General features: G+C 62.8%; 14 protein-coding genes and 1 tRNA gene. 8 read left to right on the top strand and 7 right to left on the bottom strand.

The window, feature by feature from the left end:
* Positions 1–30: 30 nt before the first annotated feature.
* Positions 31–1,539: a 2,3-bisphosphoglycerate-independent phosphoglycerate mutase gene (gene gpmI, locus ACX82Z_RS17750; protein ID WP_459590336.1), complete on the bottom strand. Its 1,509-nt coding sequence runs from the start codon at positions 1,537–1,539 to the stop codon at positions 31–33.
* 113 nt (positions 1,540–1,652) lie between these two features.
* Between gpmI and ACX82Z_RS17745 the strand changes: the two genes are divergently transcribed.
* Positions 1,653–2,966 (top strand): NAD(P)H-dependent oxidoreductase, encoded by a 1,314-nt coding sequence (locus ACX82Z_RS17745; protein WP_459590335.1) that lies wholly within the window; start codon positions 1,653–1,655, stop codon positions 2,964–2,966.
* Between the two features lie 447 nt (positions 2,967–3,413).
* Here the strand turns inward: ACX82Z_RS17745 and proC are convergent, their stop codons facing one another.
* Positions 3,414–4,223, bottom strand: coding sequence for a pyrroline-5-carboxylate reductase (gene proC, locus ACX82Z_RS17740; RefSeq protein WP_459590334.1), 810 nt, complete (start codon positions 4,221–4,223; stop codon positions 3,414–3,416).
* Between the two features lie 180 nt (positions 4,224–4,403).
* On the opposite strand from proC, the gene folD reads away from it, so the two are divergent.
* Positions 4,404–5,303, top strand: coding sequence for a bifunctional methylenetetrahydrofolate dehydrogenase/methenyltetrahydrofolate cyclohydrolase FolD (gene folD, locus ACX82Z_RS17735; RefSeq protein WP_459590333.1), 900 nt, complete (start codon positions 4,404–4,406; stop codon positions 5,301–5,303).
* 4 nt (positions 5,304–5,307) lie between these two features.
* Positions 5,308–6,270: a GlxA family transcriptional regulator gene (locus ACX82Z_RS17730; protein ID WP_459590332.1), complete on the top strand. Its 963-nt coding sequence runs from the start codon at positions 5,308–5,310 to the stop codon at positions 6,268–6,270.
* Here ACX82Z_RS17730 and ACX82Z_RS17725 read toward each other — a convergent pair.
* Together ACX82Z_RS17725 and ACX82Z_RS17720 are read right to left on the bottom strand one after the other, a co-directional pair.
* Positions 6,264–7,346: a CobW family GTP-binding protein gene (locus tag ACX82Z_RS17725; RefSeq protein ID WP_459590331.1), complete on the bottom strand. Its 1,083-nt coding sequence runs from the start codon at positions 7,344–7,346 to the stop codon at positions 6,264–6,266. The genes ACX82Z_RS17730 and ACX82Z_RS17725 overlap by 7 nt on opposite strands.
* A gap of 7 nt (positions 7,347–7,353) precedes the next feature.
* Positions 7,354–8,463 (bottom strand): D-alanyl-D-alanine carboxypeptidase family protein, encoded by a 1,110-nt coding sequence (locus tag ACX82Z_RS17720; protein ID WP_459590330.1) that lies wholly within the window; start codon positions 8,461–8,463, stop codon positions 7,354–7,356.
* A gap of 173 nt (positions 8,464–8,636) precedes the next feature.
* Between ACX82Z_RS17720 and ACX82Z_RS17715 the strand changes: the two genes are divergently transcribed.
* From ACX82Z_RS17715 to ACX82Z_RS17700, 4 genes are all read left to right on the top strand, one after another.
* Positions 8,637–9,800 (top strand): M20 aminoacylase family protein, encoded by a 1,164-nt coding sequence (locus ACX82Z_RS17715; protein WP_459590329.1) that lies wholly within the window; start codon positions 8,637–8,639, stop codon positions 9,798–9,800.
* Between the two features lie 47 nt (positions 9,801–9,847).
* A tRNA-Arg gene (locus ACX82Z_RS17710) sits at positions 9,848–9,924 on the top strand.
* A 25-nt stretch (positions 9,925–9,949) separates the two neighbouring features.
* On the top strand, positions 9,950–10,864 hold the full coding sequence (locus ACX82Z_RS17705) for an alpha/beta fold hydrolase (RefSeq protein WP_459590328.1): 915 nt from the start codon (positions 9,950–9,952) through the stop codon (positions 10,862–10,864).
* A gap of 63 nt (positions 10,865–10,927) precedes the next feature.
* Positions 10,928–11,971 (top strand): AbrB family transcriptional regulator, encoded by a 1,044-nt coding sequence (locus tag ACX82Z_RS17700; RefSeq protein ID WP_459590327.1) that lies wholly within the window; start codon positions 10,928–10,930, stop codon positions 11,969–11,971.
* Positions 11,972–11,980: 9 nt separating this feature from the next.
* On the opposite strand, the gene ACX82Z_RS17695 is transcribed toward ACX82Z_RS17700, so the two are convergent.
* The 3 genes from ACX82Z_RS17695 to ACX82Z_RS17685 form a co-directional block, all read right to left on the bottom strand.
* Positions 11,981–12,592 carry an alpha/beta hydrolase gene (locus tag ACX82Z_RS17695; RefSeq protein WP_459590326.1) on the bottom strand — a complete coding sequence of 204 codons (612 nt, stop codon included), beginning with the start codon at positions 12,590–12,592 and terminating at the stop codon, positions 11,981–11,983.
* Positions 12,593–12,600: 8 nt separating this feature from the next.
* Entirely contained in the window at positions 12,601–13,533 is a 933-nt protein-coding gene (locus ACX82Z_RS17690) for a VOC family protein (RefSeq protein ID WP_459590325.1), read from the bottom strand.
* Positions 13,534–13,743: 210 nt separating this feature from the next.
* A complete protein-coding gene (locus ACX82Z_RS17685) occupies positions 13,744–14,745 on the bottom strand; it encodes a PRC-barrel domain-containing protein (RefSeq protein ID WP_459590324.1) in 1,002 nt (333 codons plus the stop codon).
* Between the two features lie 223 nt (positions 14,746–14,968).
* Between ACX82Z_RS17685 and ACX82Z_RS17680 the strand changes: the two genes are divergently transcribed.
* On the top strand, positions 14,969–15,889 hold the full coding sequence (locus tag ACX82Z_RS17680; protein WP_459590323.1) for a diacylglycerol/lipid kinase family protein: 921 nt from the start codon (positions 14,969–14,971) through the stop codon (positions 15,887–15,889).
* Positions 15,890–15,918: the final 29 nt, after the last annotated feature.

The raw sequence follows: 15,918 nt of genomic DNA, 5'->3' as shown, positions 1-15,918 counted from the left end.
GGACGCGCCGCACCTATATGCGGCAGCGCCTTACCGGATAAGGGACTTGCCCGTCATCGCCGCCGGCTGCGCAACGCCCATGAGGTCGAGCAGCGTCGGCGCGACATCGGCCAGAATGCCGTCGCGCACATGATGGTCACCCGGTCCGACGATCACCGGAACCGGGTTCGTCGTATGCGCCGTGTGCGGCAGGCCGGTTTCAAGATCGATCATCTCTTCGCAATTGCCGTGATCGGCGATCACCATGAGCCTGCCCCCGTGTGCCTCCACGGCTGCTGCGATGCGCCCGAGCGCCCCATCCACCGTCTCGACGGCTGCGATGGCCGCCGCAAGAACGCCGGTATGTCCCACCATGTCGGGATTGGCGAAGTTGACGATGATCAGCGAATAGTTCCCGCTTTCGATCGCTTCGAGAACCTTTCCGCACAGTTCCGGCGCGGACATGTCCGGCTGAAGATCGTAGGTCGCAACCTTGGGCGAGGGAACCATCACACGGTCTTCGCCGGCAAAGGGTGCTTCCTCGCCGCCATTGAGAAAGTAGGTTACGTGCGGATATTTCTCGGTTTCGGCCAGATGCACCTGTGCGAGGCCGGCCTTCGAGACGGTTTCGCTGAGGCCATCGGAAAGCGTCTGCGGCGCAAAGAGCGTTGCGAGGAACGGGTCGAGCGCATCGCCATATGACACCATGCCGACCGCGCCGGCAAAGGCGATGCGGCGCTGCCGCGCAAAGCCGGTGAAAGCGGGATCGACGAGCGCGGTGAGGATTTCGCGCGCCCGGTCGGATCGGAAATTGAAGAAGACGAGGCCGTCGCCGTCCTTCATGCCGGCATAGTCGCCGATCACCGTCGGCAAGATGAATTCGTCGGTCTCGCCGCGCACCGATCCGGCAGCGATTGCCGCCTGCGCCGTGGCCGAATGTTCGCCCGTCGCTTCGGCCATCGCGCGATAGGCCTTTTCGACCCGCTCCCAGCGATTGTCGCGGTCCATAGCATAGTACCGGCCTGAAACGGTCGCGATCCGCGCGCTTGCCGGCAGCCTTGCTTCCACCTCGGCGAGGAAGCCGGCGGCCGAACTCGGCGCGGTGTCGCGTCCGTCCGTAAAAGCGTGAAGGGCGACGGAAACACCCGCATCGGCAAGGATATGCGCGACTGCGAGCGCGTGGTTCTGATGCGCGTGAACGCCTCCGTTCGAAACGAGGCCTGCCAGATGGCAGGTGCCGCCCGATGCCTTGAGCGCCGTGATGATGCCGGACGCGGCAATGCGTTCGGCAAGTTCGGTTCCGGCCGCCGCCTGGTTGATGCGTGGCAATTCCTGAAAGACGATGCGGCCCGCGCCGATATTGAGGTGTCCGACTTCGGAATTGCCCATCTGGCCGTCCGGCAGGCCGACGCTCGGGCCGAAGGTGGTCAGCGTCGCATGACCCCAGTCGCGCAAGAGGCGGTCGAAAGTCGGGGTCCGCGCTTGGCTGACCGCGTTGCCTGCCGTGTCGGGCGCGATGCCCCAGCCGTCGAGGATCGTCAGCACCACCGGTTTCGTCATCGTCGTTTCCCGCGTCTTTTCACTGGCTGGCCGTAGATAGGACAAGTTCGATTGACAAGCCAATGGCCAGCCGCTCTATCTGCCGGCGATTTTGCCAAGGCCGAGGTTTCCCGATGACTGACATCGCCCTGACGGGGCTTGCCCGCGATCTCGCCCGCCGTGCGGACGAGGGTCGCCCGGTGCGCATCGGTGTCATCGGCTCGGGCGAGATGGGCACGGATTTGGTCACGCAGGGCATGCTGATGCCCGGCATCGAAGTGGCGGCGGTCGCGACCCGCCGTCCATGGACGGCGCGCCAGGCGATCTCGATCGCCTATGGCGACGACGCGCGCGCTGCGGAGGCGGATACGCAGTCGAAAGTGTCGGCGGCGATCGAAGGTGGCCGCATCGCCATCACCTCGGTTGAGACCATGGTAACCAACCCGCTGATTGACGTCATCATCGATGCGACCGGCAAGCCGGGCGTCGCCGCCGATTTCGACCTGATGGCGATGGAGCACGGCAAGCATCTGGTCATGATGAATGTCGAGGCCGACGTGACGATCGGCGCGTATCTGAAGCGCGAGGCCGACCGGCTCGGCGTCGTTTATACGGTCGGCGCGGGCGACGAACCATCCTCTTGCATGGAACTGATCGAGTTCGCGACGGCGCTCGGCCTGAAAGTAGTTTCGGCCGGCAAGGGCAAGAACAATCCGCTCGATCACGACGCCGTTCCGGACGACTGGCGCGAGGAGGCCGAGCGGCGCAACATGAACCCGCGCATGCTGGTCGAATTCGTCGACGGCTCGAAGACCATGGTCGAGATGGCGGCGATCGCGAATGCGACCGGCCTCGTTCCCGACAAGCCCGGCATGCACGGGCCGAATGCGGGGCGCGACGATCTCGCGCGCGTCCTTATCCCCCGCGAGGACGGCGGCGTCCTGTCGAGAAAAGGCGTGGTCGACTACACGATCGGCAAGGGTGTCGCGCCGGGCGTCTTCGTCGTGGTCGAGGCGACGCATCCGCGCGTCATCGAGCGCATGGACGATCTCCATGTCGGCAAGGGGCCGTATTACGCGTTCCACCGGCCTTATCATCTGACGAGCCTCGAAGTGCCGCTCTCCTGCGCCCGCGCAGTGCTTTACGGCAAAGCCGATATGGTGCCGCTGGCGCGCCCTGTGGCGGAAGTCTGCGCGCTCGCCAAGCGCGATCTGGCGGCAGGCGAAACGTTCGACGCTATCGGCGAGACTTGTTACCGCTCCTGGACGATGACGGCCGGGGAAGCCACCGCCGCGAATGCGATACCGGTCGGTCTGCTCGAAGGCGGCAAGGTTCTGAAGCCGGTCAAAAAGGGCGAGCTTCTGACCGCCCAAAACGCAGCCCCCGATACATCGACTCGGCTGTGGGCTCTGCGCAAAAAACAGGAAGAGATGATCGCAGGGCTTTGAGCCGCAGCGACATAACTCCTCATCCGGCCTTACTTGGCACCGTCTGGCTCAATGCGTCAGCAAAAAACTTATCCCCCCTCTGCTCGACCTCCGCCATACTCCGTCGCATCGCCTTCGTGGGAACCGGTGCGCACCGGGTATCGGGAAGGCGGCGATGACCTCCCCCCGATGGCGTCGGACACTATCGGGCATGTGAGGGCTGGGAACAGGCCGGCGTGGCGGGCCGCTTGCATGTCGCAAGCCGTACGCCATGCGGAAAAGCCGCTGGGGCTAATGTCTTTTAGGGCAAAAGCCTTCGTGACCGGTCGAGAGCCAGGCAGCCATCGGTGGGGTGCGTGGTTCGCGCCACTCTAAACACCATAGGAAGGCACGGCCCGCGCGCCCCGCTTCCCGTTCTTTGACAATGGCCGGATGCTGAAAGGCAGGCGCGGCGACGAATCCTTGTGTCTACTTGCCGAGTTCTTCCGAGCGTGCGCGGGCGGCGTCGACCGCCTCCGTCACCAGCTTCTCCAGCCGACCCTCATCCATGAAAACTGCCAGCGCGGCCGCCGTCGTGCCATTCGGGCTCGTCACCTGTCGGCGCAGTTCGCCTGGTTCTTCGTCGCTTTGCACGGCAAGGCAACCGGCTCCATAAACGGTCTGCATCGCGAGCAATTTCGCGGTGTCGGCCGGCAGCCCTGCCGCCTCTCCGGCTTTCGTCAGGCATTCGATGAAGTGGAACACATAGGCAGGTCCTGAGCCTGACACGGCGGTCACCGCGTCCATCAGGCGCTCGTCGGTGATTTCCGCGACCTCGCCGCTCGCCGACAAAAGCTCCGCGACGAACATCTTCGAGGCTTCCGGTACGTTGCCGTTCGCCACCGTGACCATCATCCCCTTGCCGATTGCTGCCGGCGTGTTGGGCATGCAACGCACGATGGCGGCATCCGCGCCGAGCAGCGTTTCGAAGGTCGCAATCGGCGTTCCAGCGGCGATGGACAGGAACGTCGCTGCCGGAGAAAAGCGCCGATAGGCAGGCACCACCTCGCTCATCACCTGCGGCTTGACGGCGAAGATGACGAGATCGGGCGCGATGTCGCCAAGCGCGTCTTCTGTCTCGTGTGCCTGCACTCCTGCCTTCCCGGCGCGCTCACGCAAGGCTGCGTTCGGCTCGACCACGGCGACCTCGCTCGCTTGAAGCCGCCCGGCCGACAGCCAGCCTGACAGCATCGCATGGCCCATATTGCCGCATCCCACGAGAACGACCCTGATTTCCACTTTCCGTCTCCCTTGTCCTTTGCCATGACTAGATGGACCGGCGTCGGATTTCACGCAACTGGCCATGAACGGGGCTGGCGCGATTGGCCGTTTCGCGCCAAAGAAGGACGTTGTCGTGAAAGCGCTGCCTGCGTCAGTGTTGACGATGCGGGTGCAACGAGAATGCGAATGGGAGCGAGCATGGCCGAGAAAATCGACGGCAAAGCGATTGCCGAGGATGTCGTGGCGAAGGTGAAGGCGGGTGCCGCCGACCTTCTGGCCGAGGCTGGCGTGACGCCGGGCCTCGCAGTCGTCATCGTCGGCGAAGACCCGGCCAGCCAGGTTTATGTCGCCTCGAAGTCGAAGAAGGCGAAGGAATGCGGTTTCTTTTCCGACCAGCACACGCTGCCGGAGGACACGTCCGAGGCCGATCTTCTGGCGCTGATCCAAAGGCTCAATGCCGACGAGCGCATCCACGGCATTCTCGTCCAGCTCCCGCTGCCGGACCATATCGATTCGGGCAAGGTGATCCAGACGATCGCGCCCGAAAAGGATGTCGACGGCTTTCATTTCATCAATGTGGGCAAGCTCGGCACCGGTGAACTCGACACGGCCTTCGTGCCCTGCACGCCGGCGGGATCGATGCTCCTGATCGAGCGCGTGCGCGGCAAGGACCTTTCGGGCCTCTCGGCTGTCGTGATCGGCCGTTCGAACATTGTCGGCAAGCCGATGGCGAACCTGCTTCTGGCGGCCAACTGCACCGTCACCATCGCGCATAGCCGCACGAAGGACATCGCCGCGCTGGCAAGAACGGCCGATATTCTGGTCGCCGCCGTCGGGCGGCCCGAAATCGTCAAGAGCGATTGGGTCAAACCCGGCGCGACCGTGATCGATGTCGGTATCAACCGTATTCCCGCGCCCGAAAAGGGCGAAGGCAAATCGCGCCTCGTCGGTGATGTCGCCTATGAGGAAGCCGCGCAAAATGCCGGCGCGATCACGCCCGTTCCCGGAGGCGTTGGGCCGATGACGATTGCGATGCTGATGGCCAACACGCTTGCCTCCGCGTGTCGGTCGGCAGGCGTCGAACCGCTGAAGCTGTAGCGCGATGACCGATCCGTCGCCCGGCGGACGCCAGTTCGCCTTTCTCCTCGTCGACAAGTTTTCGATGTTTTCGCTTGCCGCGGCCATCGACACGGTGCGTTCGGCAAATCGTCTGGTCGGACACGATTTTTATTCCTGGACGACTGTCTCGGCCGATGGCGAAGCCGTCATCGCGTCGAACGGCCTGCCGCTCAAGATCGACTACGCCATCACCGATGTGCCGCAGGTCGACATCTTCTTCGTCTGCGTCGGGCTGACGACCGAGTTTTCCGGCAAGAGCAAGGTGCTTGCCGCGCTGCGCAGCCTTGGCCGCCGCGGCGCCACGCTCGGCGCGCTGTCCGTCGGCTCGTATCTTCTGGCGGAGGCCGGCCAGCTCGAAGGGCACCGTTGCACGATCCATTGGGAGAACCGCGCCGGATTTCAGGAGCGCTTCCCGGACATCGAATGCACCGGCAACGTGTTCGAGATCGACCGCAAGCGCTACACCTGCGCGGGCGGGACGACCTCGATCGATCTGATGCTGGAGATCGTACGGGCCGATTTCGGCGCGGGCCTTGCCAACGAGGTCGCCAACCAGTTTCAGTACGAGCGCATCCGCTCGGCCGGCGACCGCCAGCGCATCGGACCCGAGCGCGATCTGACGGGCAAATCGGCCAAGCTGAAGAAGATCGTCGAGCTGATGGCCGACAATCTGGACGAGCCGTTCTCGGCCGTGGAATTGGCCAAGTCGGCCGGTCTGTCGGTCCGTCAGGTGGAACGGCTGTTCCTGCGCCACCTCAGCGTGACGCCCGGCCGCTACTACATGCGTTTGCGGCTGGAGCGGGCGCGCGAACTTTTGCGTCAGACGAACCTGCCGATCCTCGACGTGGCGATCGCGACGGGGTTCACTTCGCATTCCTATTTCGCGCAGAGCTATCGTCAGCTCTTCGGTCGCCCGCCGAGCGAGGAACGCCGCACGACCTATTGACGCGGTGAATAGCCGGCGATGGCGAGCGGATTGTCGATCATGGCGGCGCGGTCGGGTGCATCGAGCGCCGGCCTGCCGACGAATGCTCCGAAGAGCCGCTGCACGTAATCTTCCGGCAAATCGTGGGTGATCAGAACGAGACGCGTGCCGCGTTGCCCGTCCGGCCACGCGGGAAGGCGCGCCGGCGGATGCAGGAGCTTTTGCACGCCGTGGATGACCAAAGGCCGCTCCGGGTCTTCGGCAAGCTCGATGATGCCCTTCATGCGCAAAAGCCGCTCGCCTTGCGTAGAGCGCAGGAGATCGAGAAACATCTCGATCACCGACCACGACACGGGTTGGTCGTGGACGAGCGAAAAGGTGCGGATGCGCGGATCGTGATGGGCATGGTCATGATCGTGATCATGGGAATGGTCATGGTGATCGTGACCAAGCCAGCGTTCGACATCCGCCGTTTTCGTCGCCGCGTCGTAAAGGCCGCATGCGATGAGAGAGGCGGTCGCTGGCGTCTGCGCCGCATCGACGATCTCGGCATTCGGATTGAGCGCGCGCAGCCGGGCGATCAGCGCCGACGTGTCGTCCGCAAAATCCGTTTTCGACAGCACGATCCTGTCAGCGACAGCGACTTGCCGGCGGGCTTCTTCATGCGCGGTCAAGGTCGAAACCCCGTTCACCGCATCGACCACAGCCACCACTCCGTCGAGCCGGAAGGTGTGCATCAGGGCGGGATGGCCCATGACGGATTGAAGGACGGGAACAGGGTCGGCAAGTCCGGTTGTCTCGATCACGATCCGGTCGAGCGCGGCGATCCTGCCGGTTTGCATGCGGTCGACGAGATCGGCCAGCGTATCGACGAGTTCGCCGCGCACGGTGCAGCACACACACCCGTCCGAAAGTTCGATGACGCCGTCGCCGGATTGTTCGACGAGAAGGTGGTCGATGCCCACTTCGCCGAATTCGTTGATGACGACGGCGGTGTTCTTCAGTGCCGGGTCCTTCAGGAGCCGGTTCAAAAGCGTGGTCTTCCCCGATCCCAGAAACCCTGTCAGGATCGAAACCGCGATAGGCTCGGTGCGCATTTTCTGATCAGCCGCCCTGTGCCTGAACGGATTGCGGCGAGTAATCGGGTCGCGGCGTCGGCACCGGCACGTTCGCATAGCGCGGCTGGGTCGAGCGCGGGCCGGTCGCACCGCCAAGGCTGACGGCGATCGCGACGGGATCGCCTGTCCGCTCCTTGATGAAGCGGGACGTATAGATCGAATTTCCCTGTTCGTCGCGGCGCTTGGCGCGCTCGCGCCAGGCTTCCTCGGTGCAGACGACCGGGCGCAGATTGGCCGGCTCGGTATTGGCGAGCGCATCCGGGCGCAGGCCGGAAAGGAGCGGCGCGTTTCCGGCTGGATTGAGAAAGCCGTTACCGAGGAGATCGGCGGCTGTGTCGGCGCGTTCCTCAGGCGAAAACGAGCCGACGACGACGGCGAGCAGCGAACGGCCGTCCTTGGTGGCGCTGGCGACCAGATTGAACCCGGACGGGCAGGTATAGCCAGTCTTCATGCCGTCTGCGCCCGCGAAGCGGCCGATCAGCGTATTCGTGTTCTCCATGATGTTCTGGCCATCGGCGAGCGCGTCCAGTTCGAAGTAATTGGCATATTGCGGAAAGTCTCGCTTCAGCGCGATGCCGAGAACGGCGAGGTCGCGTGCTGACGTGTATTGCTGCTCGGAATGCAGCCCGTGCGCGTTGATGAAATGGGATTGCGCCATGCCGATACGCTGCGCCTCGGCGTTCATGCGCGCGGCGAAAGCAGCTTCCGAGCCGCCGACATTGATGGCGATCGCGGTGGCGACATCGTTGGCCGACTTGACCATCAAAATCTTGATCGCGTTGTCGAGCGTTAGCACGGAGCCCGACGCATAGCCCATCTTGGACGGCGGCTCTTTCGTCGCCTCGCTGGTAATCTCGATCGGGCTGTCCATCTGGAGTTCGCCCGCCTCGACCGCGCGAAACGCGACATAGGTCGTCATCAGCTTGGTGAGAGACGCCGGGAAGACGGGCTTGAACGCCTCTTCCTGCTGGAGGACCTGACCGGTGTTCAGGTCGACGAGAATCGTGGGATTGGCAAGCGCCTGATGCGCCTGGAATGTGACCACGACCGCCAGAGCCGCAGACATCGTCTCAAGAACAAGCCTGTTCACCATCATCGAGCCAATTCGCCTCTTGCCGTGGCCTTCGTCGTTTCAGTAACTTGCGGGCGGATCGGTTAACGAACGCCTGTCCGATGAACGTCAGGACGGCGCGCCCGCCAGCGCTGTTCTGAGCTATTTAGACTATGTGACGCCAAAATGGCAGGCCGGGCGGACAAGGATAGATCAAAATGCCGATACTGAACCGTGCCGCCGAGATGCAGGACGAAGTCGCCGGCTGGCGCCGTCACATCCATTCCAACCCTGAACTTCTTTACGATTGCCACGAGACGGCGGCTTTCGTGGCCGAACGGCTGAAGGAATTCGGCGTCGACGAGATCGCGACAGGCATCGGGCAGACGGGCGTCGTCGGCATCATCCGGGGAAATCTCGGCGATGGCCCGACGATCGGCATGCGCGCCGATATGGACGCGCTGCCGTTGAACGAAATCACCGGCCGGCCCTACGCCTCGAAAGTGGCCGACAAGATGCACGCCTGCGGCCATGACGGGCACACGGCCATGCTGCTTGGCGCCGCGAAATATTTGGCAGAAACGCGCAACTTCAAGGGTGCGGTCGCGGTCATCTTCCAGCCGGCGGAAGAGGGCGGGGCGGGCGGCCTCGCCATGGTCAAGGACGGCATGATGGAGCGGTTCGATATTTCCCGCGTCTTCGGCATGCACAACATGCCGGGCCTTCCCGTCGGCCAGTTCGCGCTGCGTCCCGGTCCGCTGATGGCGGCGACCGCCGAGTTCACGATCAAGGTCAAGGGCAAGGGCGGCCACGCCGCCATGCCGCACGGCACGGTCGACCCGATCGTGATCGGCAGCCAGATGGTGATGGCGATCCAGACGATCGCGGCACGCTCGGTCGACCCGATCGAATCGGTGGTCGTCTCCGTCACGAAGTTCCATGGCGGCGATGCCTATAACGTCATTCCCGAAGCGATCGAGTTCGCCGGCACGATCCGCACCTTGAAGCGCGAAGTGGCCGACAAGGCCATCGAGCGCATCCGGGCGATCTGTCAGGGCATCGCGCTCGCGGGCGGCGCAGCCGCCGACGTCGACATCGACGTCAACTATCCCGTCACCTTCAACGATCCGGGCGAAACGGTGTTCGCGACCGGGATCGCAAAGGCGGTGGCAGGTGAGCCGAACGTCAACGACAACGTCGCTCCGGTGATGGGTGGGGAAGACTTTTCCTACATGCTGGAGGCTCGTCCCGGCGCCTTCATCTTCATCGGAAACGGCGATACGGCCGGTCTTCACAACCCGGCCTACGACTTCAACGACGAGGTCATTCCCCACGGCGTCAGCTATTGGGTCAAACTCGCTGAAACCGCGCTTGCGGCATAAGCAAAGGCTTGGCGCAGGTAGGCGAAGCGTTTATGTCTGCGCCAAGTGGTCCCGTAGCTCAGCAGGATAGAGCATCAGATTCCTAATCTGAGGGTCACAGGTTCGAATCCTGTCGGGATCACCATGTCGAACAATGAGAGAGACGGCGAATGATGGCCCTCGGTGGCAACAGGTCGGAGCCCTCATTCTTTGCCAACTTCGAACGTCTTCAGGTTGAGACCGACGGTGTGGCCTTCGAAGGTGTCACCGGTGGTTCAGGCCCTGCTTTACTTCTGCTGCACGGATATCCGCAGACCCACATCGCGTGGCGACGTATAGCCCCGGAACTCGCTAAGAATTACCGATTGGTGATTCCCGATCTGCCGGGCTATGGCGCGAGCCGCATCTTCGACATAGCCGAACGGTGGACGAAACGCCGAGTGGCGAAAGCGATGTCCGAACTGATGGCCGAACTTGGCCATGATCGCTTCGGCATCGTCGGTCACGACCGGGGTGCGCGTGTCGGCTATCGGCTGGCTCTCGATCATGCATCTCGCGTCTTCGCTTATGCGTCGCTTACCGTCGTTCCGACGCTCGACGCGATGCAGGCTGTCGATCACCGCTTCGCACTCAATAATTTCCATTGGTTCTTTCTTGCCCAGGACGATGATTTCGCAGAGCGCGCGCTTGCGTCTGACCCAGACGGCTTTTTGTCACGCGTACTCACACGGATGACTGGCGGGCGAGATTTTATCGATAGTGCCGCGGCAGCGGCATACTATGAGGCGTTTCGTCGTCCATCGGTTCGACGCGCCATTATCGAAGACTATCGCGCCGCAGTCCGTGACGATCTGGAGGCCGATCACGCAGATTTCAACGTCGGCCGCAAGCTTGATGCCCCGGTTCTGGTAACGTGGTCAAACCGAAGTGTGCGTTCTGATGGCCCCACGCCCGAGTCGATCTGGCGGCGATGGGCCGACGATGTCACGGGCGTCCCCGTTTCCGGCGGTCATCTCCAGCCGGAAGAAGCGCCGGACGAAATACTCGCTGCGCTCCTGCCTTTTCTAGGGAAAGCTTTTGGTTGATGACGTTCTCCCGGCGAAATGCCAGCGACGGAGTGAAGGAATGATCCTTTCCAGCCCTGCCGGATGAGAAGCCTTCTCGCATGGTGCGTGCTTTTCGCATTGTCCGCCATATTGTTCCTGTTGCTGGAACTTGGCGACCTACCGGCGGCGATGCTGATCGGGTGCATGGTCGCTGGCATCGTCGTCGGTGTCAGGGGCGGCGATATCGCAGTTCCGCCATTTGCCTTTGCCGGCGCGCAGGCCGTCATCGGCTGTCTCATCGCCGGCTCGCTCACGCCCGCGATTTTCCCGGTGTTTCTGGGCGAGTGGCACCTGTTCCTGCTTTCAGTGCTCGCCACCATTTTTGCCAGCAGCCTGCTCGGATGGCTCATCAGCACGTGGAAGGTGCTGCCGGGAACCGTCGGCGTCTGGGGATCGGCGCCGGGTGCCGCGACCGCAATGGTCCTGATGGCCGGTGCTTTCGGGGCGGATCAGCGGCTTGTCGCCTTCATGCAATATCTGCGCGTGATCATGGTCAGCGTCGGCGCGGCGATCGTGGCGCGTCTTTGGGTCGACACCAGCGGCGTGGAACTTCCCGCGCCGGTCTGGTTCCCTCCGATCGAAACCACCGCATTTGCCACGACGCTGGCGATCGCTGCGCTCGGCGCGGGCATCGGAACGCTCGTCCGGCTGCCGTCACCACATTTTCTGGGGGCTTTCATTTTCGGTTGCGTGGCGCATCTGGCGTTCGGCGTCGAATTCCAGATACCTCACTGGCTGATGATGGCCTCCTTTGCGCTGGTCGGCTGGACGATCGGACTGAAGTTTCGAAGCGAAACCCTGCGGCACGCGGCGCGCGCCTTGCCGCAGGTTTTACTGTCGATCGTCGCTCTCATGGCGTTTTGCGGCGGCATCGCCTTCGTTCTCGCCAACGAAATGGGTATCGATCCGCTGACCGCTTATCTCGCGACCAGTCCGGGCGGGATGGATACGATTGCCATCATCGCGGCCGCCACGGACGGCGTCGACATATCCTTCGTCATGACGATGCAGGCGATGCGCTTTCTGTTCGTATTGGTAATGGGACCGACCATCGCGCGACTGGTTGCTCGGATGGTCAGGACCTGACCCGTCCCGTCAACTCCACCGCGACAGGAAACGTCGTGCGGCGTCGATCTCGACCGGGCGAACCTCATGCGCTCCCTCATGCCATACCGTTTCGACCTTCGCGCCGAGCCCATCCAGATAGCTTTCGAGCCTGTTGGTGAGGTTCGGCGGGCAGATCGGGTCCTTGCGCCCGGCGGTGATCAGGATCGCGGTCTTTTCGAGCGAACCGTCGACCTCCGGCTGAAACGGGATCAACGGATGCATGAGCACCGCGCCGTCAAAGAGAGCAGGGCGTGCGAAGAGAACCGATGCGAGAATGTTCGCGCCGTTCGAATAGCCGAGGCCGAGAACGACCGATGGCTTTCGCTCGGCGATATGCGCTTCGACGAAGGCGGCCGTCGCTTCGGTTCGCGCGGCAAGGTCGTCCATGTCGTAAACGCCTTCGCCGGTGCGCCTGAAAAAGCGCAGGGCGCCGCCTTCAGAAACGTCGCCGCGCGGCGACACGATGGTCGCCGCCGGCAGAAGATCGCGGGCAAGATCCGGGAACTGATGTTCGTCCCCGCCCGTGCCGTGAAAGGTGAAGAGAAGCGGCGCACCCGCGCTGCCCTCCTCGATCCGGTATTTATAGGTATCCAGCGGCATGGGTGGCCTCAATCCGTGATCGGTTGCAGGTTCTGCTCCAGAAACGGGCGCAGATGCTCATGCTGGGCGGGAAGTTTCAACGCTTCGCCCAAATGCGCTGGGTCCTCGTCGCGGTCGAAGCCCGGCTCGTTGGTCGCGACCTCGAAAAGTACGCCGCCCGGCGTACGGAAATAGATCGCCCAAAAATAATCGCGGTCGATGACCGGCGTGATCTGCTGCCCGGTATCGATCAGGGCCTGGCGAACGGCAAGCTGCGCTGCGCGGTCTTCGACGGCGAACGCGACATGGTGGACGGAGCCTGCGCCCTGCTGCGCGCGGGTCATCATCGGATGCGCCTCGAGGTCGACGACATTGGCGTCGTTGCCGCCCTCGACGATGAACCGGCGCACCGCACCTTCCTTGCCGGCTTCCTTGTAGCCCATCGCGGACAGGAGTTCGGCTTGACGCTCGGTGTCCTGCAAACGCATGGCGACCGACCGGAAGCCGCGGATCGCATGATCGGCGGTAACGCCATTGCCGGTCCATGGCGCGCGTGCATCGCCTGTGGTCTCAACGAGAGCGAGACCGTCTCCGTCCGGGCCTTCGAACCGAATGCCGCTTTCACCGAAACGATCGTAGCGGGCGACGCCAGCAACGTCGTGTTCGCCAAGACGCTTTTCCCAATAGCCGAGCGAGCCTTCCGGAACGGAAAAGACCGTCGTGCCGACTTCGCCCGTTCCGGGGCGACCCCGCGCAGCGTTCGGAAACGGGAAATAGGTCATCACCGTGCCCGGGGTGCCGGCGCCGTCCGCATAATAGAGATGATAGACATCGGGAGCGTCGAAATTGACGGTCTTCTTGACCCGGCGCAGGCCGAGCGTGTGCGTGTAGAACTGATTGTTCGTCTGGGCGTCACGCGCCATCGCGGTCACGTGGTGCAGCCCTTTGATCTGATTGATCATGTCCGATCCTTTCTCGCGTTCGGCCGAAATAGCCGTGAGGTCATCGCTATATTTGCGATTGCACGGGCAAATGAGAAGATCGCCTCACAGAATGGACTGTGCTGTGATGGTGAACGATCGGGGAGAATTGTTCATCGATCATTTAAGGGGCCGGAAATAACAAAGGCCCGGGATTGCTCCCGGGCCTTTGCATAGCTCAAACTAAGACGATCAGTTCGCGGGGTTGACCAGAATCTGGTCGTCGCGATTTTCGGCAAAGGTCGCCTCGTCATATTCCGGCTGAGCTTCGAGCTGCTCTTCCGTGAACGAGGTGTAGAGATAATAGTCGCCGTCCTCGTCCGTCATGAACGCCAGATTGTCCATGTCGACTGCGACCTGCTTGCTTCCGATGCCGAGGAAGCCGCCCACATCGATCGTCACCGCATCGACGGCGTCGCCGTCGAGGATCACGTCGCTGATCGAGCCGACATTCTCGTCATTGGCACCATAGACGGTCGTGCCGATGAGTTCGTCCGCGCTGAGGCTGGCGGCGTCGACGTCGGTAAGCGTCGAACGATCGATCGCGGCGGTCTGCGTCTCGTCCGTGGTAGCTGCGTCGTCACCGGTCGGTGCAGCAGCCATGCTATCCGTTCCCGTGTTAGCGGCCGGAGCGGTCGCCATCGTGTCTGTGGCGGCATCGTCGGCCGGGGCAGCGGCACTGTCATCCGTGGCGGCGGGAGCCGTCATGGCACCGCCCGTTGCGGCCATGCCTTCAGGATTTTCCGGATCGTAAAGCTCCCGGTCGAAAGCTTCCTGCTGCTCGAGCTCTTCACGGGTGGTCGGGATCACGAGCCAGGTCGAGCCATCGTCGCGCTGGGCCCATTCGATCTCGTTATACTGAAGTGCGACGTCCTTCTGACCGAGGCCGAGGAAGCCGCCGACACCCACGACCACGAGTTCGGCGCGGCCTTCTTGATCGAGCACGATGTCATTGACGGTACCGATATTCTCGGCGTCGTCGGCCACGCCGCTGTAGACGTTCTCACCGATGATGTTGGAAGCGAGGTGACCTTCGATCGCCTCCGGGCCGGGGGTTTCCATGGCCTCGGCAGGTGCGGTGTCGGTCATCGGGGCGGCTGCCGGGTCCTGCTCGGCTGGAGCCGTCGTCTGCGCCATGGCGCCGGTCGTCAAAAGAGCGGCAATTGCAGTAGTCGCCAAAAGGGTGCGGATCATGATAATTCTCTCCTTGTGCACATCCGTTGCACGGCCGCGACGCCAAACTTTTCGCAGAGGGCGGGGTCGCGGCCTTCACGGGTCAACAACGCGTGTTTCATACGCTGGTTCCGCCAAAATCTATGGTTGCAGTCGATTTCGGGGTCGCTTTGCGGAACCTCTGCAAGGATTTTCTCTTTCCTGATCCAGTCGGCGCGAACCGCGTCATGCAGGGGGACAGCCAGTGCATTTCAGCGCAATCTTGAACGGCGAGGGGGGTACGCTGCGTACCACCGATCTCGACGCGCTTTCGAACGACATTCGTGCCAAATTCGAAGCGGCCGGCCATTCCGTCGAGATAAAGGTGGTCGAGGGCAATGACCTTGAAGCTGCGCTCGATCAGGCCGTTGCCGACAAAAAGGTGGACGGGGTTTTGATCGGTGGTGGGGACGGGAGTGTCTCCGGCGCGGCGGCCAAACTGATGGATACGGGCAAGGTTCTGGCCGTATTGCCGGCAGGGACGATGAACTTGTTCGCCCGCAGCCTTCGCTTACCGCTGGATTTGGGCGAGGCGCTCGATGCACTGGCGCGCGCGTCGGTGCGCGAGGTAGATATAGCGACGGCTAACGATCGCGCCTATGTCCATCAATACTCGATCGGCATGCACGCCAAGCTGGTGCATCTTCGCGAACAGCGCGAGTTCGCGTCACGGCTCGGCAAGATGCGGGCATCCGCGCAGGCGGCGCTGGGCGCGGTTCTCAACCCTCCGCGCATCAAGGCGCGTTTGAAACTGGCCGACGGAACCGAAATCGACGCGCGCACCTCGTCGATCGGGATCACCAACAATCTTTATGGCGAAGGTCACATTCCATACACCGATACGCCGGATGGCGGGGTGCTCGGCATCTACATTACCAAGGCGCGAACCCGCAGCGAGATATTTTCGTTCGTCGCGAAGATGGCCATGGGCAGATGGAAGGCCAACGAGCAGGTAGAAATCTACCGCACAACCGCCGTTGTGCTGGACATCCTTTCGACGCATCACAAATTCAGCAGCGTGATCGACGGAGAACTTTGCGAACTCGAAAAGCGCGTCGAGTTCAAGATTCATCCAGGCGCGCTCAAGGTGCTGATGCCCGGCGATGTAGAACCGAAGGATCAATAAGCGCACGAAAAAGGGCGCCGATGATGGCG

The sequence above is a fragment of the Aliihoeflea sp. PC F10.4 genome (assembly GCF_054612275.1).
The sequence above is the reverse complement of the archived record's forward strand: the minus strand, read 5'-3'. Positions and strand labels throughout refer to the sequence as shown.

Bases quoted from the DNA above. Each gene is read 5' to 3' on its own strand.
- ACX82Z_RS17715 (WP_459590329.1), top strand. From the start codon at position 8,637: ATGCCGATACTGAACCGTGCCGCCGAGATGCAGGACGAAGTCGCCGGC.
- ACX82Z_RS17695 (WP_459590326.1), bottom strand. From the start codon at position 12,592: ATGCCGCTGGATACCTATAAATACCGGATCGAGGAGGGCAGCGCGGGT.
- ACX82Z_RS17745 (WP_459590335.1), top strand. From the start codon at position 1,653: ATGACTGACATCGCCCTGACGGGGCTTGCCCGCGATCTCGCCCGCCGT.
- gpmI (WP_459590336.1), bottom strand. From the start codon at position 1,539: ATGACGAAACCGGTGGTGCTGACGATCCTCGACGGCTGGGGCATCGCG.
- ACX82Z_RS17705 (WP_459590328.1), top strand. From the start codon at position 9,950: ATGATGGCCCTCGGTGGCAACAGGTCGGAGCCCTCATTCTTTGCCAAC.
- ACX82Z_RS17700 (WP_459590327.1), top strand. From the start codon at position 10,928: ATGAGAAGCCTTCTCGCATGGTGCGTGCTTTTCGCATTGTCCGCCATA.
- ACX82Z_RS17690 (WP_459590325.1), bottom strand. From the start codon at position 13,533: ATGATCAATCAGATCAAAGGGCTGCACCACGTGACCGCGATGGCGCGT.
- ACX82Z_RS17720 (WP_459590330.1), bottom strand. From the start codon at position 8,463: ATGATGGTGAACAGGCTTGTTCTTGAGACGATGTCTGCGGCTCTGGCG.
- ACX82Z_RS17725 (WP_459590331.1), bottom strand. From the start codon at position 7,346: ATGCGCACCGAGCCTATCGCGGTTTCGATCCTGACAGGGTTTCTGGGA.
- folD (WP_459590333.1), top strand. From the start codon at position 4,404: ATGGCCGAGAAAATCGACGGCAAAGCGATTGCCGAGGATGTCGTGGCG.
- ACX82Z_RS17730 (WP_459590332.1), top strand. From the start codon at position 5,308: ATGACCGATCCGTCGCCCGGCGGACGCCAGTTCGCCTTTCTCCTCGTC.
- ACX82Z_RS17685 (WP_459590324.1), bottom strand. From the start codon at position 14,745: ATGATCCGCACCCTTTTGGCGACTACTGCAATTGCCGCTCTTTTGACG.